Source organism: Streptomyces sp. CB03238, assembly GCF_002099185.1.
Taxonomy (GTDB): domain Bacteria; phylum Actinomycetota; class Actinomycetes; order Streptomycetales; family Streptomycetaceae; genus Streptomyces.
In genome coordinates, this window is the sequence record NZ_NBCN01000034.1 from 1 (window position 1) to 20,758 (window position 20,758).

At 70.8% G+C, this 20,758-nt stretch carries 16 protein-coding genes and 1 pseudogene; 5 read left to right on the forward strand and 12 right to left on the reverse strand.

What is annotated here, in order from left to right; translation table 11 throughout:
- Positions 1 to 604 precede the first annotated feature (604 nt).
- The 3 genes from BKD26_RS35695 to BKD26_RS35705 are packed head-to-tail and all read right to left on the reverse strand — an operon-like array spanning position 605 to position 3,233.
- Entirely contained in the window at positions 605 to 1,327 is a 723-nt protein-coding gene (locus tag BKD26_RS35695) for an SDR family oxidoreductase (protein ID WP_084906881.1), read from the reverse strand.
- Positions 1,328 to 1,368: 41 nt separating this feature from the next.
- Entirely contained in the window at positions 1,369 to 1,761 is a 393-nt protein-coding gene (locus tag BKD26_RS35700) for a hypothetical protein (protein ID WP_084906884.1), read from the reverse strand.
- Positions 1,762 to 1,790: 29 nt separating this feature from the next.
- Complete coding sequence (locus tag BKD26_RS35705) at positions 1,791 to 3,233, reverse strand: MFS transporter (protein ID WP_084906886.1); 1,443 nt, start codon at positions 3,231 to 3,233, stop codon at positions 1,791 to 1,793.
- 193 nt (positions 3,234 to 3,426) lie between these two features.
- On the opposite strand from BKD26_RS35705, the gene BKD26_RS35710 reads away from it, so the two are divergent.
- Positions 3,427 to 3,810, forward strand: coding sequence for a helix-turn-helix domain-containing protein (locus BKD26_RS35710; protein ID WP_084906888.1), 384 nt, complete (start codon positions 3,427 to 3,429; stop codon positions 3,808 to 3,810).
- Here BKD26_RS35710 and BKD26_RS35715 read toward each other — a convergent pair.
- The 7 genes from BKD26_RS35715 to BKD26_RS35750 all read right to left on the reverse strand — a co-directional run bounded on the left by BKD26_RS35715 (position 3,807) and on the right by BKD26_RS35750 (position 12,690).
- The gene (locus tag BKD26_RS35715; RefSeq protein ID WP_107418113.1) at positions 3,807 to 5,123 is read right to left on the reverse strand and encodes a hypothetical protein; all 1,317 of its coding nucleotides are present in this window, start codon (positions 5,121 to 5,123) and stop codon (positions 3,807 to 3,809) included. The two genes, BKD26_RS35710 and BKD26_RS35715, sit on opposite strands and share 4 nt — an antisense overlap.
- 5 nt (positions 5,124 to 5,128) lie before the next feature.
- Positions 5,129 to 6,028, reverse strand: coding sequence for an FAH family protein (locus BKD26_RS35725; protein WP_084906895.1), 900 nt, complete (start codon positions 6,026 to 6,028; stop codon positions 5,129 to 5,131).
- A 56-nt stretch (positions 6,029 to 6,084) separates the two neighbouring features.
- Positions 6,085 to 7,842: a thiamine pyrophosphate-dependent enzyme gene (locus BKD26_RS35730; protein ID WP_084906897.1), complete on the reverse strand. Its 1,758-nt coding sequence runs from the start codon at positions 7,840 to 7,842 to the stop codon at positions 6,085 to 6,087.
- The gene (locus tag BKD26_RS35735; RefSeq protein ID WP_084906899.1) at positions 7,839 to 9,041 is read right to left on the reverse strand and encodes an enolase C-terminal domain-like protein; all 1,203 of its coding nucleotides are present in this window, start codon (positions 9,039 to 9,041) and stop codon (positions 7,839 to 7,841) included. The genes BKD26_RS35730 and BKD26_RS35735 overlap by 4 nt, the downstream gene beginning before the upstream one ends.
- Positions 9,034 to 9,915: an alpha/beta hydrolase gene (locus tag BKD26_RS35740; protein ID WP_084906901.1), complete on the reverse strand. Its 882-nt coding sequence runs from the start codon at positions 9,913 to 9,915 to the stop codon at positions 9,034 to 9,036. Before BKD26_RS35740 ends, BKD26_RS35735 begins: the two co-directional genes overlap by 8 nt.
- Positions 9,916 to 9,930: 15 nt before the next feature.
- A complete protein-coding gene (locus BKD26_RS35745; protein WP_084906903.1) occupies positions 9,931 to 11,595 on the reverse strand; it encodes a GH3 auxin-responsive promoter family protein in 1,665 nt (554 codons plus the stop codon).
- Between the two features lie 102 nt (positions 11,596 to 11,697).
- A complete protein-coding gene (locus BKD26_RS35750; RefSeq protein WP_084906905.1) occupies positions 11,698 to 12,690 on the reverse strand; it encodes an aldo/keto reductase in 993 nt (330 codons plus the stop codon).
- A 314-nt stretch (positions 12,691 to 13,004) separates the two neighbouring features.
- Here BKD26_RS35750 and BKD26_RS35755 point away from each other — a divergent pair, with 314 nt between their 5' ends.
- The 4 genes and pseudogenes from BKD26_RS35755 to BKD26_RS35770 form a co-directional block, all read left to right on the forward strand.
- Positions 13,005 to 16,877 (forward strand): type I polyketide synthase, encoded by a 3,873-nt coding sequence (locus BKD26_RS35755; RefSeq protein WP_143662761.1) that lies wholly within the window; start codon positions 13,005 to 13,007, stop codon positions 16,875 to 16,877.
- Positions 16,878 to 17,117: 240 nt separating this feature from the next.
- On the forward strand, positions 17,118 to 17,783 hold the full coding sequence (locus tag BKD26_RS35760; RefSeq protein ID WP_084906909.1) for a TetR/AcrR family transcriptional regulator: 666 nt from the start codon (positions 17,118 to 17,120) through the stop codon (positions 17,781 to 17,783).
- A gap of 382 nt (positions 17,784 to 18,165) precedes the next feature.
- Positions 18,166 to 18,735 carry a hypothetical protein gene (locus BKD26_RS35765; RefSeq protein ID WP_143662762.1) on the forward strand — a complete coding sequence of 190 codons (570 nt, stop codon included), beginning with the start codon at positions 18,166 to 18,168 and terminating at the stop codon, positions 18,733 to 18,735.
- 284 nt (positions 18,736 to 19,019) lie between these two features.
- A pseudogene (locus BKD26_RS35770) lies at positions 19,020 to 19,192 on the forward strand (site-specific integrase); the annotation flags it as partial.
- 435 nt (positions 19,193 to 19,627) lie between these two features.
- Here BKD26_RS35770 and BKD26_RS35775 read toward each other — a convergent pair.
- Both BKD26_RS35775 and BKD26_RS35780 read right to left on the reverse strand, forming a co-directional pair.
- A complete protein-coding gene (locus BKD26_RS35775; RefSeq protein ID WP_084906913.1) occupies positions 19,628 to 20,155 on the reverse strand; it encodes a hypothetical protein in 528 nt (175 codons plus the stop codon).
- Positions 20,152 to 20,733 (reverse strand): DUF6349 family protein, encoded by a 582-nt coding sequence (locus tag BKD26_RS35780; protein ID WP_084906915.1) that lies wholly within the window; start codon positions 20,731 to 20,733, stop codon positions 20,152 to 20,154. Before BKD26_RS35780 ends, BKD26_RS35775 begins: the two co-directional genes overlap by 4 nt.
- Positions 20,734 to 20,758 lie beyond the last annotated feature (25 nt).

Here is a 20,758-nt window from a genome sequence, read left to right on the forward strand (position 1 = left end):
ACCCGCCGCAAACCCGCTCTGGCCTGCCCGAATACAGCCTTCTGCAACACGCTTTAGGTACAGCGCCGGCATGAGCAAGAAGCAGGCGCTGACCCGAGCCGCGGCGGAGGTACGGCCCAGGGACGTGACACCTACAACGCCTACTTCGACATCACCGTCCGGGACGAGTGCCCGGGCGACGGCTGGGCGGGCGGCCTCTACCTGAGCTACTGGAAGTACCAGAACGGCCAGTGGAGCTGGAACTCCGGCAAGCGGGTCAAGGTCAACGGAACGTACAACACCACGCTGTCCAACGTGGACGGCGTACAGATCAACGTGTGCAACTACTACCCGGAGAGGGCCCCCGCCGGCTGCAGCCGCGTCTGGTGACCTCTCGTCCCACCGGGGTGTGCGAGTCGTACACCCCGGTGGCGACGGGCCCTCGCGATACGCGAGGAACGCGATACGGGGTCGCCACCAAGGCAGGGGCGGTGACCGGCACGCGGATCACGTCGTCTGCGACGACCTCGGGCCGTCCGGAGAGATCTCCCCTCCAGCGGCCTCCATGGCCTGCCGCTGCGCGGCATTAGCCAGGGCCGGAGGAGGGTCTGAGGGGCGGGAGGCGTCAGGCGATGGTGCCGCCGCCGTCGACGTAGACCGTCGAACCGGTCGCGTACGCGTTGCCGGCCAGGAAGAGAACGGCCGACGCGATGTCGGAGGCCTCACCTACGCGGGCCACCGGCAGGCGCCGGGCGGCTGCCTCGTACATGCTGTCGCGGTCGGCCTCGGGCAGTCCGTCCCAGAGCGGGGTGCGCAGCAGGCCCGGCGACACGGCGTTCACGCGCAGGGGCGCGCACTCCAGGGCGAGGCCCCGGACGAGGGCTTCGAGGGCGGCGTTTATGGCGCTCTGGAGGGCGGAGGCCTTGCCGGGGCGCTGTGACAGATAGCCGGCCACCAGGGTGAGGGAGCCGGCGGGGTCGATACGGACGGCACGGGCGATGCGGTACGCACCCCAGAACTTGCTGTCCATGGCGGCGTAGGCGTCGGCGAGCGACAGGGTGTCGACCCGCCCCATGGGGGTTTCCCCCGCCGAGACGACGACGTGGTCGAACGTCCCGGCCAGGGCGGCGAACTCCTCGACCTCTGTGTCGGATCGGATGTCGAGGGCCTGGGCGGTGACGCTGCCGCCCAGCGGGGCGAGTTCGGCCAGGGTTGCCTGGAGTTTGTGCGGGGATCGGGAGGCGATGACGGTGTCGGTGCCCCGGGCGACGAATTCCCGGGCGGTGGCGAGACCGACACCGGAGGTGCCGCCGACGATCAGGGCGCGCCGGCCCGTGTGGTCGCTCATGGCTGAGTGTGCTCCTGTACGTAGTGGTGGGGACGTGGTGGTCAGGCCGCGGTGACGGCGCCGGGCCGGTCGTCGGACCGGGTGCGGGCGTAGGCGGTGCGGTCGAGTTCGGTGACCTGGACGGAGATGTCGCAGGCGGTCTCGCGCAGAGTCCGCGGGAAGGCGTCGGCGAGAACCGCGAGGGCGGTGCGGCAGATCGCGGCCTTCAGCTCCGGTGACTTGCCGGCAAAGGTGCGGACGTCGAGGTTGACGAAGGACTGCTCGTGGTCGCCGGCGCCGATGGCGTACGTGTCCATGCGGACGGCTCGGCTCTTGAAGTCCTGGACGCGGAATCCCGCGACGGCCGCCAGTTCCGTGTGGAGCCGGGTGAAGACGGCCGCGGGATCGAAGGGGTCGCGGGCGTTTCCCGAGTACTCGAGGACAAGGTGCGGCATGGCGTTCCTTTTCGTTGGGGGGCGTGGTGTCAGCGCGTCCCGGCCGTGTCGGCGGTACGGGCGGGCCTGCCGGCCGGGGAGGGGGTGGGGGCGCCCGCGCCCCGGATGCCGGTCGCGCTCAGTACGGCGCTGATGACAAGGGCCACGACGGCGGCGATGAGGGCGGCGCGCAGCCCGGACAGGAAGTGGCCCGAGGTCGCCTGTCCGACGAGCAGGCCCATCACGGCGACGCCTATCAGGCCGCCGAGCTGGCGGGAGGCATTGAGGACGCCGGAGGCGATGCCGGCGTTGGCCGGGTCCACCGCGCCGAGCATCGCGTTGGTCATGGAGGGCACGACGAGGCCGATGCCGAAGCCCGCGACGAGGAACTGGACGGCCATCGCGGCGTACGACGCGGATCCGACGACCGGGACGGTGGTCAGGTAGCCGACGGCGGCCAGGGTGTTGCCGGTGAGCAGCACCGTGCGCGCTCCGTACCGCTTGACGAGCGGCCCGCACGCGAGGTTGGCGGCCATGATCGCGGCGGTCATCGGGAGAAAGGCGAGGCCGGCGGTGATCGGGGAGTACGACCAGACCTGCTGGAAGAAGAGGCTGAAGACGAAAATGAGGCCGTAGAAGGCGAAGTTCAGCAGGACGCCGATGAGCGAGGTGGAGCTGAAGGCCTTCCGGCCGAAGAGGTGCAGCGGCAGCATCGGGTCGGAACTGCGCCGTTCCACCGCGATGAAGGCGATCAGAGAGACGAGGAAGACCGCCGCGCAGACGAGGACGAGTGGGGAGGTCCAGCCCTGGGCGTTCGCCTCGACGATCGCGGCGGTCAGGGTGCCCAGGCCGACGACGGCGAGCAGTTGGCCCGGCAGGTCGAGCGAGCGGCGTACGGACCGGTCGCGGGCGGGAGCGGGCAGCGCGTACATCTTGGTGAGCACGATGCCGACAAGGGCGATGGGGATGTTGACGTAGAAGATGGAGCGCCAGCCGAGCCAGTCCACGAGCACCCCGCCGACGACCGGGCCGACAGCCAGGGCGAGGCCGCCCGCGGCGGCCCACAGGCTGACGGCGCGGGTGCGCCGGGCGGGGTCGGGGAAGTTGGTGTTCACCAGGGACAGGGAGGACGGCACGATCATGGCGGCGCCGATGCCCTGGATGACGCGGGCGGCGATCAGGGCGACCAGCGAGGGAGCGGCTCCGCAGGCCAAGGACGTGACGGCGAAGAGAGCGAAGCCCCAGATGAAGATGTGCTTGGGGTCGAAGCGGTCCCCCATGGCGCCGGCCGTGAGCAGGAACGCGGCGAAGGTGAGCGTGTACCCGTTGATGACCCACTCGAGGCCGGAGAGGCTGCCGCCGAAGTCGCCGGCGAGGGCCTTGGTCGCGACGTTGACCACGCTGACGTCGAGGATGACGACGACGAAGCCCAGGCAGGCGGCGAAGAGGGTCAGGCCCGGCCGGGCGGTCGTGGGGGGTTGTTGGCGAGTCACGCTCGTCCTTTCGTCGATGCCGGGAGGGCATGGAGGCGGGAGTGTGGGAGGGCGGGCCTCGACGCGCTACGCGCTGGGCCCCGTAGACTGTTCGTCGTAGAGCGAACACGTCGGAGTGTACGCATCACGTCGAACACTCGGCAATCCGGCCCGGCGAAATCCGGGCACGGGCGAACGGGACGGAGAACCGGCCATGACAGCAGCGCACGCGCAGAGCGCGCCCGGAGGCGGGCGCCCCGCGAACCAGCCGGCGACGGCCGCCACCAGCCACCGTCTGCCGCCGGTGCACACGCATCCGCGGGACGTGCACCTGGAGAACGCCCTGCTCGCACTCGCCGACCCCGTTCGGCGCTCGCTCGTACGTGAATTGGCCGAAGCCGGCGACTGGGAGCGCTCGTGCGGGAGTTTCGACGTGCCGGTGACCAAGGCGACGCTCAGCCGGCACTTCGCCGTTCTGCGCGAGGCCGGGCTCCTGGAACAGCGGGACGCCGGCCCCAAGCGGCTCAACCGCCTGCGTCGGCCGGAGTTCGACGAGCGGTTCCCAGGCCTGCTCGATCTCGTGCTGGGTTCGAACTAGGTCGTCGCGGCGAGCGGGCCCCCGTCCGGGCCCCCGGGCGGCGCGGCGGGCGCGCCCGGCCGTACCGCGCGGTCGTGGAGTCCCTTCGCCACCGCCCGTACCGTGGCCGGGTCCGTGCTCGGCGTGCCGTACGCGAGGTCGAGGCCCAGCACGCCGCCGTAGGTGGCCACATGGAGCACCATCGCGTAGTTGGCGCCCGTGCGGTTGACCACGGTCCGGAACCCCGCCACCCGGTGCGCGTGCGGGCCGAGCGCGGGGTCGACGACCCCGACGTTCGTGATGCAGACACCCCGGGCGTCCGTCGCGGCCGCGGTCTCCTGGACCGCGCGGCGGATCGTGGCGTGATCCCGCCGGGGCGGCCGCCACAGGGCGTCCGCCCGCCGCAGCGCGGCGCCGTAATGGAGCGCGAGCGCGGCCGGGCCGCCGTCGCCGACCCGCAGCGGCACGTCGACCACGTTGATGAAGCAGCCGACGTCCGGGAGCGGGTCGGGTCCGGCGTACCGTCGGCGCAGCGAGACGGCCGTGCACAACGGGACGTCCGTGCGGCCCGTGGCTTGCGCGAACGACTCGGCCAGCGCGGCCGCCAGAAACTGATTGACCGTCACCTCACGGGCGCGGCACCACGCCTTGAGTGCCGGGCCGCGGCCGGGCGGGAGCGTGATCGGCACGAAGTCGGCGGCGCGCTCGCTCCACGGGGCGCGGGAGTGGAACGGTACGGATCCGGGCCGCTCCCCCGCCGACAGCGGCTCCGCCGGTCCGTCCCACGCGGGCGGACGGTAGGGCAGCTCGTCCGCGTTCGGGGCCGTCCGGCCCACGTCCCCGTAGGTGCCGGAGCCGCCCGGTGGTGCGGCCTCCTCACCGTCGAGGCGGTCGAGCAGGGCCCGTACGACGGCGCCCGTGGAGTGACCGTCGGAGATGGCGTGGTTGCGGGTGAAGAACAGGTGGGTGAGCCCGGTGTCCGGCTCACCGGCCACGAGCAGGCGCCACAGCGGTCCCCCGGTCTGAAGTTCGTCGTTGAGCTCACGCCTCAGCACCGCGTCCGCCGAGTCCGGCGTGGTGATCACCGCGTGCCGTATCTGCGAGGGGCCCGGCCCGGGTCCCTGCCGGAACCACAGCCCGTCGCGCCGCTCCTCGATGCGCAGCGACAGGACCGGCAGGTCGCGCGCCCACCGGCGGACGGCCCGGTCCACCCGGTCGGAAGGGAGCAGGCCCCGCACGGCGACATGCGTGGTGACCTGGGTGGTGCCGTGCATCAGGGCGTGGGTGTACGCGAAGGACGCCTCGACGTCGCTCAGCCTCCGGGTGGCGCCCATGGCCGTCATCCCTCCCCCGGCAGGGCGGCACACGGGCGGGCCCAGGCGAGCCGGTTGGACAGGAGTACCCCGTGGCTCGTCACATCGATGGTGACCCGGTCGCCGTCACGCATCCGGTGGCCGCCGTGGAAGCTGCTGCGGTCGGCCCCGAGGTACACGTAGTGCACGCGGCCCGGCCGGTGCAGGGCCTCGAACGCGAAGAGCCGGGACACCATGGTGGCCACGTCGTAGTGGATCGCGTCGGTGCCCGTCGTGAAGGGCCCCTTCCAGACCGGCGCACCGTCGCGCTCGATGGTGACCTCGCCCCGGACCGAGTGCGGCGGTTCGGCCAGGTGGAGCCAGGGGGCCACGGCGGCGTCGCAGAGCTTGGCGTACGACAGGTGGCCCGCGTCCGACTTGAAGCGCCCGATGTCCGTCAGGTCGTTGCCGAAGGTGTGGCCGACGTAGCGCGGGACGCCCGTCTCGTCCCCGACGTACACGAGGACCACCTCGGCCTCCTCGCACACGGCGACCGCGTCGGCCGGCACCGACAGCGGCTCGCCCGGGAGCTTCAGCGCGTCGCCGAGGCCCTTGACGAACCAGTTGGGCTGGTCCTGCGTCGAGGCGTCGATCTTGACGTTGTGGGTCATCATGAAGCCGCTGACGAGCGCGTCACCCACGTGCTCGGGCATCAGCGGGGGCCGCATCGTCACGCGATGGCGCTCGCTCGGCGGGACGTCGACGGCGGCCCTGCCGTCGAGCAGCGCGTCGAGGGCGGCGGCCGGGTCGCCGGCGGATGTGCGGAGCAGGAGGGCGGCGAGGTCGTCGCCGTGCAGCGGGTACAGGCGGAGTGCCTCGGCGTCACCGGGGACGCCTCGGCCGACGTACCGCTCGTCGTCGTAGGTGCATGCGAAGAGCACCGTCATGGTCGGATCTCCTGGGGAAGTGGGGGAGGGGTCGTCGGTGAGGCTGTGCCGCCCCGTCACTCCATGAGGATCTCGACGAGCACCGGCTTGCGGTGGGTCTTGAGGTGGGCCACCGCCTCGCGCACGGCCGGTGCGACACCGTCGATGCTCTCGACGCGGGGCAGGGCGTGGATCCCGTACGAGCGGGCCATCGTGACGAAGTCGACGGGGTTGTCGTAGAAGCTCGTGGCGATGTGCGCCCGGTCGATGTCCCGGTCGCGGTTGCCCGCGATGCGTTCGGCATGCTGGGTGGAGTTGAGGTACAGGCGGTTGTTCATGACCATCACCAGCAGCGGTACGTCATGGGCGGCGAGCGTCCACAGGGCACTGGGCGTGTACAGCAGGTCGCCGTCCGCCTGGAGGTCGATGCACAGGGTCTCGTCGTCCTTGTGGGCGAGCGCGGCACCGATCGAGGCGCCGAGGCCGTAGCCCAGTCCGCCGCCGCCGTTGAGACCGAGGTAGCTGCCGGGACGCTCCATGGGCCACAGCTTCTTGACCCAGCCGTCGATGGTGAGACTGCCGGTGTTGGTGAGGATCCACTCCTCGTCGCGCACGGCCCGGTGGATCTCGTCGACCGCTCCGGCCACGTTGATGTGCCGGCCCGCCTTGGTGGCCTCGGCCTGCCGGGCCCACTCGGCCCGCGCCTCGCTGTGGGCGGCGGCGAGGGCCTTGGTCCGTTCCTCGCGGCGTGCGGTGAAGGCGGCCGTGGCGAACGGTCCTTCCGGGTCCTCCGCCACCGAGCGCAGGGCCGCGATCGAGGCCGCGGTGTCGGCGGCGATGGAGCGGGTGACCGGCACGAACTGCTGGTAGTCCGCAGCCCACTTGCTGGTCAGCAGCTCGTTGAACCCGATGGTGACCACGTCGGCGCCGTTGGCCGGCACCCCCGCGTCGGTGAGCGGCAGGAAGGACCCGAGAGCCCCCACCAGGTCCTGCACCTCCAGGGCCACCACCAGGTCGGCCTCGGCGAGCACACCGGCACCGGTGTGACTGACGTTGAGCTGGTGAGTGTTGGGGAAGTTGAGGCGGTTGCCCCGGTCGACCACGGCCAGGCCGAGCGACTCGGCGAGCGCGACCAGAGGGGCGACGGTGCCGGGGTCGCGGCCCGAGAAGTCCACCACGAGCACGGGCGTACGGGCGGCGAGCAGCCGCTCGGTGAGATCACCGAGCGCCTCCTGGTCCAGCCCGGGAAGCCGGGCGGGCTCGGTGGCGTCGGCCGGCAGCAGCCGAACGCCGTCCTCCAGCGGCTGCTCCTGCACGTCGAAGTCCAGCGCGACGAAAACCGGAGCGTGCATCGGCGTGTTCATGAGCTTGAAGGCGCGGTAGAGGGACTCCACGGTGGCCCGCTGCCCGACCGGCTGGTCGCACCACTTCACGTAGTCCTTGACCACGGACTCGATGTTCTGGGAGGTGTGGATCCAGTCGATCCAGGGGCGGCGCTTCCCGGCGTCGACCGGGCCGTTGCCGCCGATGACGAGGAGCGGAACGCGGTCGCACCAGGCGTTGAAGACGGCCATCGAAGCGTGCAGCAGACCGACGTTGGCGTGGACCAGGACGCCCATGTGCCGCCCGGAGGCCTTGTGGTAGCCGTGCGCGACGGCCACCGCGATCTCCTCGTGGCAGGCCATCACGATGCCGGGCGCGATGTCGGCGTTCCCCTCGTGCACCAGGGAGTCGTGCACCCCGCGGAAGGAGGCGCCGGGATTGAAGACCACGGTGTCGATGCCCTGCTGGTGCAGGAACTGAACGACCAGGTCGGAGAAGTAGGAGGTTGTCATACGAGTTCCTCGGTACGGGACGCGGGGCGGGCGACGCGGGTCCAGGACGGGTCACCACCGGTCCGGCGCCCGGTGGCCCAGCGGTCGGCGAGTGCGTTGAGTTCCACTCCGAAGCCGTGGCCCGGAGCGGGGGTGAGGGTGTTGGTGGCCCGGCACACGGCGGGGCGCGGGGAGACGATCATGTCGGGGAAGAATCGGTCGGACTGACCCGCCTCGACGGTGAGCGCGTCCGCGTTGCGGAAGGCGAGGGCGCGGCCCGCGTTGATCAGTGGTCCCACTTCGGCGACCTGGACGCCGACCTGGAAGGCGAGCCCCTCGCGCCGGGCGAGTCCGGCGATCCTCGCGGCGCCCACCGGACCGCCGTTCTTGGCCACGCGCACGTTGAACGCGTCGCAGGCGCCGTGCTCCACGGCCCGGCGGGCGTCGTCGAGCGTACGGACCGACTCGTCCAGCATGATGCGCACGCCCGTGGCGGTACGCAGCCGGGCGAGCGCGTCCCAGGCTCCCCGGGCCAGCGGCTCCTCCACGAGGGTGAGCCCGGCGTCGAGCAGCGCCCGGACGTGGCCGGCGGCCTCCTCGGGGGACCAGCTCATGTTGGCGTCGACCATGATCGGCACCCGGTCACCGACGTGGGCACGGATCCGGGCGACCGCGCGGACGTCACGGGCGGGGTCGGAGGAGGCCTTGATCTTGACGAAGTGGAAGGGCCCCCGCTCGGCGAGGAACTCCTCGACGTCCAGGCGGAGGTCGAGCACCTGCGACACCGGCAGGGATGACGGCAGCGCGGCCGGCCGGGGCCCGGCGGGCACCAGCTCCTGGCCGCCGAGCCGGAGCAGCTTGCCCAGCAGGTCGAGCAGCGTGGTCTCCAGCAGGCACAGCAGGTTGTTGCCGCCGGTCACCCCGAAGGTGCCGGCGACACCGTCGCGGCGCAGCCCGGCGAGCAGCTCGGCCGGGTCGCCGTGGCGCAGACGGGCGACGATGTCGTCCAGGGGGACGCCGTACAGGGCCGCGGTGACCGAGTCGGTCGTCTCACCGGTCACGTATGGCCGGGGAGCGCACTCCCCGATGCCGCTCACGCCGTCGACGTCCAGTCGGAGCACAAGGCTGTCGGACCGCGAACGGCGCCGCGCCGGGTGGTCGAAGCCGACGGCCATGGGCAGTTCGACGCGGTACAGCACGGCCTCGAACGGTTCAGGCATTGCGGTCCAGCCCCTGGAGGAGGGTGAAGGTGGACGCCCAGTCCACGAGGCGCCCGCGCACGTCGGTGTAGAAGAGGTAGTGCTTGTCCGTGGCGAACCGGACCAGCGCCCCGTGGCTCTCGGTCATCCGGAGGAACGTCCGCTGCGCGTCGTCGAGGTCCACGATGGGGTCCGTGAGGCCGGAGACGAACGCCGCCGGCACGGGCGGAAGGGCCCGCCGCGGCTCCATGTAGAGCTTCTCGAGTTCCAGCAGCGTGGCCCTTGACCGGCGGGTCAGCTGCCGCAGGGCCAGATCGTCGTGGTCGATGAAGTGGCGGTGCCGCGCCTCGTCGGTGAAGTCCTCGGACCTGAGGCCCGCGTCCCACAGTTCCCGGCTCGTCTCGGCCGCGAGGGCCCGGCGCTGGTCCTGATCGAGCGTGGCGTGCAGCTTCCCCAGCCACGTCGAGCAGAACACGGCGGCGTCGTACCGGACGGTGAACTCGGGGTGGTGCATGAGCGCTGCCATGAACGACCCGCCCAGGCAGTGCCCGAAGAGCGACAGCGGCACGTCGTCGCCGATCGCGCCCCGTACGTGCTCCAGCGCGACCCGGTAGTCGGCGAGCACCGTCGCGGCGTCGGGCAGCTCGTGGCGGGTGCCGCCGCTGATGCCGCTGCCGCGGCGGTCGAGCACGTAGAAGGCGATGTCGTTGTCGGCGAACTGCGGACCCACCTCCCACAGCCACCCGGCGTGGGACTGGAGCCCGTGGAAGTAGAAGACCGCGCCCTTGGCCCTCCCCCGCGGCCGCCACAGGTGCAGCGCCAGCTCGGCACCGTCGACCGGCAGTCCGATGATCTCCCGGCGGATGTTCTGCGGTGGCCTCTTGGTCTCGATCACTTCGGTGGTCCCCCTTCAGCTGCCGACGATCGCGTCGACGAAGTCGATGTCCCGCTGGAACGGCTTGTACTTGTACTGGGTGGCGTTGCCGGCCTGGCGGCGGCTCTCGATGTACGCCGTGATGGCGTCCTGCGGCACGGTGCGGACCTCCAGCGGGGCGAGTCGTCCGCTGTCCCGCTTGGACGCGTACTCGATGTTGATCTCATGCAGGGCGCGGTCGACGGCGGCCGACAGGGTCCGGTCGAGCTCGGGTGACGGCCGCGGTACCTCCGCGACGACGACGTAGCCGGGCAGTTCGCCCCAGCGCGGCCCGCACATGTAGAGGCCGGTGGCGTGGCCGGACGCGTCGAGGCCGCGTGTGATGGCCTGGGTGACCTGGGCCTCGGTGATCTTCTCGCCGGTGAAGGAGTGGAAGATGCCGTCGCGGTGCACGAAGTGCACCCACGGGGTGCCGTCCACGATCCGGTCGACGTGGTAGATGTCGCCGGTCCACAGCCGGTAGAGGCCGTTGCCCTGGCTCATGACGAGGTGGTAGTCGCGCCCCTGCTCGACCTCGTCGACGAGCAGGGTGTCGATCCGGGCACCGGTGGCGACCAGTTCGCCGAGAGGCACCTCGGCGGGTACGAACTCGAAGAACGCCTGGCTGACGGCGAGCGGCTGGCTGTGCAGCGAGTCGTCCACCGGGATCGTGGTGACGCCTTCCGTGCCGCAGCTCATGAACGGCAGCTTCGCCACGCCCGGGAAGACGGCGTCGAGCTTGGCGCCATACAGCCCGGCGGAGGCGGAGAGCCAGCACGTGTAGAGCGTGAGCGAGGGCCACACGTCCGAGAGAGTGAAGTCCGGCTTCCGCAGGACGTCTTCCAGGTGGGAGGCGGCGGCCTCGTCCGGGGCGGTGTACGGGCGGCCGTCGAGGGTGCCCTCGCGCAGGTCGCGCACCAGGCTCTCGCCGTACTGCGCGAGGAGGTCGCGCAGCGAGATCAGGGTGCTGGGGTTGATGGAGGAGATGTGGTGCAGGTCCTTGCCGACGAGGTGGCGTATGCGGTGGTACATGCGGCCCTCGTGGTTCGACGGCACCTGCGGGCCGAACCACGGTGACTCGTACCACGGCGGGTTCCAGTCGCGGCTGTTGATCTGCGGGTGGCGGTTGCTGATGGCCTGGTGCTCGATGCCGTGTACGAAGTCGTAGACGTCCTCGCGCACGGTCTGCGTGTCGAGCGTGGCGTACGGGTGGGCGAGCAGCTCGGGGTGGTGCTCCAGGTAGGTGCCCCACATGGCCTTCATGGCCGGTATGCGGTACGTGAGCAGCCAGTGCAGGGTGTACGGCACCCGTTTGGGGACACCGGTCGTCCCGCTGGTCTTCAGCCATCTCATCACCGGGCTGCAGGTCAGGATGCCGCCCTTGGTGCGCGTCTCGCGCTCGATCTCGGGGACGAAGTCCTCGTAGCGCATCACGGGCAGGACTTCGCGGAAGCGACCGTGGTCGGCGGCGACGGAGTCGTAGCCGCGCTCCCGCCAGTGGACGGATCCGGCGCTCGTCTCGATGACGTCGGCGAGCACGCGCCGTTGTGCGGTGAGGGGGTCCTTCAAGTCGGCCAGCAGGGCGTCTCTGGCCTGCCGGCACTCCTCCATGAAGGGCTCGCGTCGTGCGTGCCAGTGCTGCTGCCAGCGCGGTGTCTCCATGAGTGCTCCTGTGAGGTCCGGACGGCGAAGGTCCGGAAAGCGGGGATCCGGTAACGGCGACGAACGTCGTGTGGCGTTCTGCGGAGGGGGACCGGGCGCGGCTCAGCGGTCGATGTAGGCCATCATCCGCTCGTTGTAGCGGGGCCCCGCGACCAGGTCGGCGCGGACGGCGGCCTCGATCTCGGCCAGGGTGTCCGCGTCCAGCGTCACGGTGGCGGCCCGGGTGTTCTCCTCCAGGTAGGTGCGCCGCTTGGTGCCGGGGATCGGGACGATGTCCTCTCCTTGGTGCAGCGCCCAGGCGATAGCGAGCTGGGCGGGAGTCAGGCCCCGGAGCTCGGCGAGCCGGCGGACGGTGGCGGCGATCGCCATGTTCTGGTCGTAGTTGGCGCCCTGCAGGCGCGGGTCGTGATGGCGGAAGTCGTCCTCGGGGTACTCCTCGGCGCGCTTGACGCCGCCGGTCAGAAAACCCCTGCCGAGCGGGCAGAAGCCGACGAGGCCGATGCCGAGTTCCCGCAGGAGCGGCAGGACGCCGTCCTCCAGGTTGCGCTCCCAGACGGAGAACTCGCTCTGCACGACGGAGAGCGGGTGGACGGCGTGGGCGCGGCGAATGGTCCTCTCGCCGGCCTCGCACAGGCCGATGTAGCGCACCTTGCCCTGCTCGACGAGGTCCGCCATGGCCCCGACGACGTCCTCGATCGGCACCTTCGGGTCGACGCGGTGCTGGTAAAGCACGTCGATGTAGTCGGTGTCCAGCCGCTTCAGGGACGCCTCGACGACCTCGACGATGTGCTCGGGGCGGCTGTCCGCCTCGGCCGTGGTGCCGTCCTTGAGCTTCATGGGGAAGCCGAACTTGGTGGCTATCACGGCTCGTTCGCGCCGTCCCTTGAGGGCGCGGCCGAGGAGCTCCTCGTTGTCGTACGGACCGTAGGCCTCGGCCGTGTCGAACAGCGTGTAGCCCAGCTCCAGTGCGCGGTGCACGGTGGCGATGGACTCCTGGTCGTCGGTGGCGCCGTACCACTGACTCATCCCCATGCATCCCAGGCCGAGTTCGGAGACCTCCAGGCCCTGGCTGCCCAGCTTCCTGCTTTCCAGCATGCGCACTCCTCGTGCTGCTCATGGGTGGTCGGTGGTGAGGGGCCGGGCGGGGGAGCCGAAGCCGGCCCCTCACGGCGGGCAACTCAAGCACAAAGATGAACTGGAGTTCAAGCAAGGACTGGAGGATAGTTGAATCTTGACGCGTTCTTGGGACTACGGGCCGTACCGCAGGCCCAACGAAGGTAATAAGGCTCTGCTCGGAGCAGCTTCTCGTCGAAGCAAGGAGTTCACGCTGACGTAATGATGTTGACCTGAAGAACAAACTTGTTCTGGGATGTATTTTTGAACCGCTCAACGAATAGGGAGGGGCTGCAGTGGAGACCGTTGACGCATTGGCTGTCGTGGGCATGGGGTGCAGGTTCCCGGGCGCTTCGGGGGTGGAGGAGTACTGGAGACTTCTGGAGGGCAACACCGACGCCGTCACGCCGGTCCCCCGGGAGAGGTTCGACGTCGACCCGCTGTACGCCGGCAAGCCCGGCACCCCGGGAAGGCTGACGTCCCGTCATGGCGGGTTCCTCGACGACCTCTGGGCGTTCGACTCGGGATTCTTCGGTATCGCGCCGCGCGAAGCCCTCACCATGGACCCGCAGCAGCGCCTCTTGCTCCATGTCGTGTGGGAGGCACTGGAGGACGCCGGCATCCCGCCGTCCTCCCTCGCCGGCAGCGCCACCGGCGTCTTCGCGGGCCAGGCCACGGCGGAGTACGCCGACGCCCTCGGACCGGCCGGCTCGGCCGACGTACGCATGCTGGCTGGCAGCGGGCTGCGTGCCGTCACCTCGGGACGCGTCTCCTACGCCCTCGACCTGCGGGGCCCCAGCGTCACACTCGACACCGCCTGCTCCTCATCGCTGGTCGCCGTCCACACGGCCCGCCAGAGCCTGCTGGCCGGGGAGTGCGACCTGGCCATCGCCGCGGGCGTCAACGTGATCCTGTCCCCGCGGGACGCCGTCGCCTACTCCCAGGCCGCGATGCTCTCGCCGGACGGCCGCTGCAAGTTCGGTGACAGCGCGGCCGACGGCTTCGTACGCAGCGAAGGTGTGGGCGTGGTCGTGCTCAAGCGGCTGTCGGAGGCCCTCGCCGACGGGGACCCGGTCCACGCGCTGCTGCTCGGCAGTGCGGTCACCAACGACGGGCGTGGCAGCGGGCTGCTGCTGCAACCCGCGGTCACGGGACAGGTGGAGATGCTGCGCGCGGCCTGGCGCAGCGCCGGGGTCCGCCCTTCGGAGGTCGACTACGTCGAGGCCCACGGCACCGGAACCACGGTCGGCGACGGAGTGGAACTTCGTGCGCTGGCCGAGGCGTTGCGGGACGGCCGCCCGGCGGACCGCCCCCTCCCCGTGGGCTCGGTGAAGAGCAACATCGGTCACACCGAGGCCGCCGCCGGAATCGCCGGATTCATCAAGGCGGTGCTGGTGGCCCGGCACCGTACTGTCCCGGCATCCCTCCACGTCACCTCCCCGCACCCCCTCCTCGCCGAGGACGGCCACCCGGTGGAAGTGGTGCGCGCCAACACACCGCTCGAGCCCGCTGGGGAACGGGCGGTCATCGGGGTCAGCTCCTTCGGCCTGTCCGGCACCAACGCCCATGCGGTGATAGCCGAGTACGCCCCGCACCCCGAGCCGGTGCCCGCCTCGGGCGGCGCCGGGGACACTGGTCCGCACCTGCTCGTGCTCAGCGCCCGCACCCCGCTCTCGCTGCGCCGGCTCGCCACGCGGTACGCCGCCTACCTGGAGCCCGGCGGGCGCGGACGCGACCACACCCTGCGGGACATCTGCCGCTCCGCCGCGACCGGGCGCGACGCGCACCCCTTCCGGCTGTGGGCCGTGGCAACCGGCCACGACGACCTGGCCCGTACCCTGCGCGCCCTCGCCTCGGGCGAGCCGACTCCGGACGGAGGCCTGGACGAGGCCGGCTTCGGCGCGCGGCGGGTGGCCTTCGTCTTCCCCGGCCAGGGGTCGCAGTGGCGGGGCATGGGGCGCGAGCTGCTGGAGACGTCCGCGGCCTTCCGCGAGGCACTCGGCGCGTGCGACCGGGCCGTGTCGGAGGAGCTGGGCTGGTCGGTCGTGGAACTGGTACGTGACGCCGGGGAGATGCCGGATGCCGTGGAGGTGGTGCAGCCGGCGCTGTGGGCCGTACAGGTCGCCCTCGCCGCGCACTGGCAGTCCCTGGGTGTCGAGCCGGACATGTGCATCGGCCACAGCATGGGCGAGATCGCGGCGGCGACCGTGTCGGGCGCGCTGTCCGTGCGCGACGCGGCTCGCGTCATCTGCCGACGCAGCACGCTGATGCAGCGGCTGGCCGGCCGGGGCGCGATGCTCGCCGCCGAGCTCGCCCCCGAGGAGGCACGCACGCTCGCGGCGGCGTACGGCGAGGAGGTCTGCGTGGCGGTGGAGAACTCCCCCACCGCGACCGTGCTGGCCGGAGACGCCCGAGCCCTCACCGCGATCGGTGAGGAGCTTCAGCGGCGCGGTGTTTTCAGCCGACCGGTGAAGGTGAACGTCGCCTCCCACTCCCCGGTCATGGACGAGATACGCCCTGAGTTGCTGGAACGCCTGCGGGGAGTGTGCCCGGAGTCGGCCCGCACCGCGATGTTCTCCACTGTCCGCTGCGCACCGGTCCAGGGCGCCGAGCTGGATGCCGCGTACTGGATCGACAACCTCCGCCGCCCGGTGCGGTTCGCCGAGACCGTCCGGCAGGTCGCCAAGGCCGGGGACGTCATCTTCATCGAGGTGGCTCCGCACCCCTTGCTCGAGCAGGCGGTCAGGCAGTGCCAGGAGGCGCTCGGGGTGCCGGCGGCCGTGGTGCCGACCCTGGTACGGCACCAGAGCGAGGCTCCGGCCGCGCTCCGCAGCCTCGGCCGGGCCTTCGCCCTGGGAGCCCGAGTCGACTGGAGCCGTCCGTACGGTCCCAGGTGCCGGCACGGCCGCGTACCGCTCCCGCTGTACGCGTGGGACACCGAGGAGCTGGTAGCCGCGCCGGAGATCCCGACGGTGCGGTCGGGGGCATCGCGGCCGCACCAGCGGCAGATACGCCTGACCCGGCTCGGGATCGAGGACTTCGGCGAGGGCGTGTCCGTGCACGGGGTGACAGCTGTGCCACCGGTCGTCCACCTGACGGCCGTCGCCGAGACACTGCGTGACCTCGCCGGGGACGGGCCGGTCACCCTGGAGGCGGTACGCCTGAGCGGCCCGCCGCTGCGGCTCGCCCAAGCGGCGGGGACGACCCTGCGGATCGAGCTGGAACCCTCGGCCCGTGAAGACGCCTTCCGTTTCGCCGTGCACGCGTTCGTCGACGGCCGGCCGCAGAGCGTGCGGTGCGCGGAGGGCCTTGCACGGCTCGGCGCACCCGAAGCGGGCACGGAGACCGCCTCGTTGGACGGGCCCCTGACCCGGTGTGCCGAGTTCGTACCGGCCGCCGAGTTCTACCGCAGGACGGAGGCGCGGGGGTTCACCGTCGCCCCGGCCCTGCGCGGGGTGCGGCAACTGTGGCGGCGCGACGGAGAGTCGGTGGCCCGCCTGCAGGCGACGTGTGCCGGTGTGACGGCCACGCGTGCGGCCGGGCTGGAGGCCGGGCTGCTGACGATGGTGGGCGCCTGGCCGCACGGAGGAGACCCGTGCGAGGCCGACCGGTCGTATCTGCCGGTCTCCTTCGATCGAGTCGTCCTCGCAAAGGGGAACGGCGACGCGTCGGCCGGGGAGTACTGGAGCACCTCACAGTGGAGGCGTGAGCCGGGCGAGGAAGACGCCCGGTGCGACGTGCGCATCTGCGCCCCGGACGGCGCCCTGATCGCGGAGTTCCAGGGCGTCTCCCTCCTTCCCTACGAGGGTCCAGCCGTGACCGTGACGGGACCGACCGCTCGTGAGCGGGACGCTCGGGAGGCCGAGGAGGGCCGGGAGGCCCGGGGCGGTCGGGTGCCTCAGGTGCCGGTGGCGCCTCAAGCGGCGACCGAGACGTCCAGGAGTCGGGAGGAACGCTTCCTGGCACATGTCGCGGCGGTTCTCGGCACCACGGTGGAACGCCTGGACCCCCGGCGCCCGTTGTGCGATCTGGGCCTGGATTCACTCATGGCCGCCCAACTGCGCCTCGTCCTGAGGGACGACTTCGGGGCCGATGTCGCGCTGAGGCGTCTGCTGGGCGGCGAGAGCGCGGCCGGAATCATGGCCGCAGCCGTGCTCGCTCCGGAGTGACGGGGCATGCTGCGACGCGCGATGCTGCGACGGCCGACTCAGGCCAGGCAGGGAAGCATCATTGAACCACGATCCATGAATGCACTATGGTGCAGAAAGGTCGGGCGGGGTCTTGATGCCCGCGCGGCCTTCGAGATCCGCCGGCCGCCCATGCGCTCTTCCGCGCCAGGCCGCGACGGGCACACTGCCACGGGGTCCATGGGACGTGCCTCTTCGGGGCCGTAAGAGAAGAGAGAGCCGATGACGGTTGACCACACCCAGCATGCACCGCCTGCCAGTAGGCGCGAGCGCAGCAGGCAGCGCGTCCATGACCGCCTCTACACATCGGCTCTCGAACTCTTCGCCGAGCAAGGATACGAGGGCACCACGATCGACCACATCACCGAGCGGGCCGACGTGGCGCGGGGCACCTTCTTCAACCACTTCCAGCGCAAGGAGGACCTCGTCACCACCTGGGCGGAGCACCGCCGCGAGAAGCTCCGCGCCTTCATGGAGGAATCCCTCGCCACCCAGGACGACGACACCACGGTCCAACTGGAACGCTGCATGGCGGCGCTGGCGGAGTTCAACGAGGCGGAGCACGACCTGACGCGTGTGATGCTCACCGCCTGGGTGAAGTCGGGGCAGCCCCTGCTGGAGGAGCCGGACTACGCCGGCCACGTGTTCACCAAGATCGTCTCTGTGGGCCAGTCGCGCGGGGAGGTCGCCCTCGACATCGACCCGGTCCTGGCCGGCAACATGCTGCGCGACGCCTACCTGGGCCTGCTCTACCGGTGGTCACAGACCCCCGGCGACAAGGCCCCGCTCCACGTCGAACTCCGGGCCCTGCTGAGGATCACCCTCACCGGCGTCCTCTCCTACGCCCAGCGGGGCTGGTCCTCACAGAAGACCCCCGAGGACATGTGAGATCCGACCTCGCCGCAGCGAGCGCCTGACGGCCGGACCACGCCGGCAACCGCGCGCCGCCGAAGGCACCGCGAGGCGCAGGAACCCGCACAGGTGACCGCCCGGGAAGTAGGTCCGGGCGGTCTCCTCTTTGTGGTCCTCTTTGTGGTCCGCGCACATTGGCGCACCCTCTGACCCCGCTCGAGCGACCAGAGCCATCGGTGGCTGACCCAGGAGCCAGCCGGTTGTGCACTGGCCGTTGAAGAGGTCTTCCGGCCTGGTGGCGTCGGCGACTGCCTGCCACCCCGCGGCCGGAGCCCCGACAGAGCCACCCTGAGGATGGCCGATGACGTGCCGTACGCTCGCCGGATTCATGTGAGTGTGACCAGTGGGGGGAGCCGCGTTGCGGTTGGAACGGAACAGGCGGGTCGCGTCGGTATGGCTGCTGGGCGGGGCCGTGGCGGTCTTGGGGCTGGGGGCAGGCGGTTGGTACCTGTATGCCGGGGATGACGGGTACCGGATGGACCGGTCTGTGTGCCAGAAACCGGGCCTGCCCGCAGTGACCCGTACGGTCGGCGACCTGCGCTTCGACGGTGGGCCGGAAGGGCAGCCCCCTTCCGGTGCAGAACAGCTCACGTGCACCTACAGCGCCCTGACCGGAACAGGGGATGCGGCCAAGGACGTCTCGGCGGTCGTGAAAATCCACGTAGGTGAGGAGGGCGCAGCACAAGACCCGGGTGACCTGATGGCGCCGCCGGAGAGCCGGCGTGTCGCGGTGGACGGTGTCGGCGAGAAGGCGTACGCGGTGAGTGCCTTCGGCAATGACTACCAGGGGCTGGTGGTCCTCGACCGCAACGCGGCGGTGACGGTAGAGGTGACCGGGCGTACGGTGCAGGGTTCGCTGGACCTGTCCACGGCCCGCCCGGCCATGATCGACGACGTCCGCGCCTTGCTGGCGGCATTGGAAGGCTGATCGCTGCTCACGGTGCCCGGTTACATTTTTCCCTCAGCGTGTCATTTAGCCGTGGAGCCGACCGGCCCCAGCCACAGCGGGTTTCCGCCCATCGCCCGCAGCACGAGGCGCGGCGCATGGCGCGGCCAGCCGGGCGAAGACAGAGGCAGGCCGCGCCGTCGGGCGGCGCGCGCCCGCGCCGTGCGCGGGCCTTGATGAAGTAGAGAAAGTCTTACCTCGATGAAGTAGAGAAAGTCTTACCTCGCTCGTGGGCACAGCACTTACCGAACGTGCCGGCATCCGCGGCAACGGGCCTGTTCACCGCGGCCGGTGCCCCACAGCGCGTCGTGATGGGGATGCCTGGGCACAGCCAGATCGGCTCACCATGGACGTGTACACGCACGTCATCCAGGACACGCGGCGCGAGGCGATCAGTTACATGGACCGGCTGCTCAAGAGGCGGCCCGGCCGTGAGTGACCGCCGCCGTTGATGTCGGACCTGGATGTCAAAGACCCCGGACCTTGATCGGTCCGGGGTCTTTTCGCTGGTGCCCCCGGCAGGATTCGAACCTGCGACACCCGCTTTAGGAGCATGATCATAAGCTCACTCGTCTTGCCTGATCTTGCTTGATGCTTCGCCGTTTTCGCAGGTCAGCGGACTGATGAGGGAAGGCGGGGGAGCGATCTTTCACGATCCTTCTTGGGCCTTCGTTGTCTTGCTGTTCCCATCAGGTTCCCAGCCGAGGGCACGGAGACGGTCTTTCGAGAGTTGGCAGAGACATCCACGCAGGTGCGTCGCCCAGCCCGGTTCTGTTGAGCACCGCAGATGCTTTGGGAGGGGCGGCAGGCTCGCTCCCTTAGCCCGGGAGTTGAGCCGGTGGCCGTTTTCGCAGGTCAGCCGCGTGACTACAGGCTAGCTCGTCCTTGTTCCGTTCGGAACCGGAACCGCTTGGCCTGGGTCGCCTCCCAGCTCCTCCAGCTGCCGCACGGCGTCGACTTCTGCGGCCAGGCGCTGTTGGGCGTGTCGGAGTTGTGCCCTGTGGTTCTTCAGGGCGCGGCGGGTGCTGGCGAGAGTTGCGGCCTGCCGCGCCTCGAGTTCGGTGAGGCGATCGATTTGGCGCTGGGCGTGCCTGATCTCCTCGGCTCGGAGCGTTGCCGCTGGGCGGCGCGGTGCCGCTGGGCGGCTTGGGCCGCCGCGCTTCTTGTTGAGCTGGGCTCGGGCGAAGTCGAGGAATTCGGAGCGCGGGACGTATTTCGTGCGGCGGTCGCCGATGCCCGTCAGCAGGGCGATCTTGGGGAAGTTGGCGTGGCGTTTTGCCCAGTTGCTGACGGCGGAGCGGGTGACGCCGACGAGGGCTGCTGCGGCGGCGAGGTTGATCAGCTCGTTCTCGCGGCCTTTGTACTCGGGGCGGAGCCAGGTGACGGATGCGGGGCCGCTCATGCTGCCTCGCTCACCTCGTGTTCCAGGGGCAGCGTCTCGTTGATCGCTGTTCGGTGCTCGGTTTTCGGAGGCTTTACGGCGAGGTCGTAGCCGCCTCCCGGCGCCTTGCCGGGCAGGTGTCGCTTCTCGATTCCTGTGCGGAGGGTGCGGACGGGTCCGCCCTGGTCGAACCAGCCCTGGGGGTAGAGGTGGGTGGCGTGGGTGAGCCAGTGCCGGCCTCGACGTTCGGGGAGCGGTGGCAGGTCTCGCCAGCCGGGATGGGTGTGGTCGTGGGCGTCCTCGACGGCTTCGTCGGTGCGGCGCCGGTCGGGGCCTTCCCAGGTGCAGCCGAGGCAGGCGCCGCGGTGAAGGTACGGCCAGGTCTCGTCGGGGTGCTCGGGGGCGGGGCGGTCCCAGCGGCGTACGAGGACGGTGGGCTGATGGTCGGTGGTGGGCTGGGGTGGGGTGCGGTGGGTGAAGCCGGGGTGTCCCCAGTCGATGCGCCAAACGGTGCGGCTGTCGTGGTCCTTGTCCCAGAACTTGGGGAGGTAGGCGATGTGGCGTGCGACGGCGCCGAGGGGTTCGGTGGGTGTGGTCATGGGTGGTCTCCGGGGCGTGGTGGCC

Excerpts from the sequence above, each read along its gene's own strand:
- BKD26_RS35725 (WP_084906895.1), bottom strand. The coding sequence starts at position 6,028 with ATGACGGTGCTCTTCGCATGCACCTACGACGACGAGCGGTACGTCGGC.
- BKD26_RS35695 (WP_084906881.1), bottom strand. The coding sequence starts at position 1,327 with ATGAGCGACCACACGGGCCGGCGCGCCCTGATCGTCGGCGGCACCTCC.
- BKD26_RS35735 (WP_084906899.1), bottom strand. The coding sequence starts at position 9,041 with ATGCCTGAACCGTTCGAGGCCGTGCTGTACCGCGTCGAACTGCCCATG.
- BKD26_RS35710 (WP_084906888.1), top strand. The coding sequence starts at position 3,427 with ATGACAGCAGCGCACGCGCAGAGCGCGCCCGGAGGCGGGCGCCCCGCG.
- BKD26_RS35780 (WP_084906915.1), bottom strand. The coding sequence starts at position 20,733 with ATGACCACACCCACCGAACCCCTCGGCGCCGTCGCACGCCACATCGCC.
- BKD26_RS35700 (WP_084906884.1), bottom strand. The coding sequence starts at position 1,761 with ATGCCGCACCTTGTCCTCGAGTACTCGGGAAACGCCCGCGACCCCTTC.
- BKD26_RS35730 (WP_084906897.1), bottom strand. The coding sequence starts at position 7,842 with ATGACAACCTCCTACTTCTCCGACCTGGTCGTTCAGTTCCTGCACCAG.
- BKD26_RS35775 (WP_084906913.1), bottom strand. The coding sequence starts at position 20,155 with ATGAGCGGCCCCGCATCCGTCACCTGGCTCCGCCCCGAGTACAAAGGC.
- BKD26_RS35750 (WP_084906905.1), bottom strand. The coding sequence starts at position 12,690 with ATGCTGGAAAGCAGGAAGCTGGGCAGCCAGGGCCTGGAGGTCTCCGAA.
- BKD26_RS35745 (WP_084906903.1), bottom strand. The coding sequence starts at position 11,595 with ATGGAGACACCGCGCTGGCAGCAGCACTGGCACGCACGACGCGAGCCC.
- BKD26_RS35715 (WP_107418113.1), bottom strand. The coding sequence starts at position 5,123 with ATGGGCGCCACCCGGAGGCTGAGCGACGTCGAGGCGTCCTTCGCGTAC.
- BKD26_RS35760 (WP_084906909.1), top strand. The coding sequence starts at position 17,118 with ATGACGGTTGACCACACCCAGCATGCACCGCCTGCCAGTAGGCGCGAG.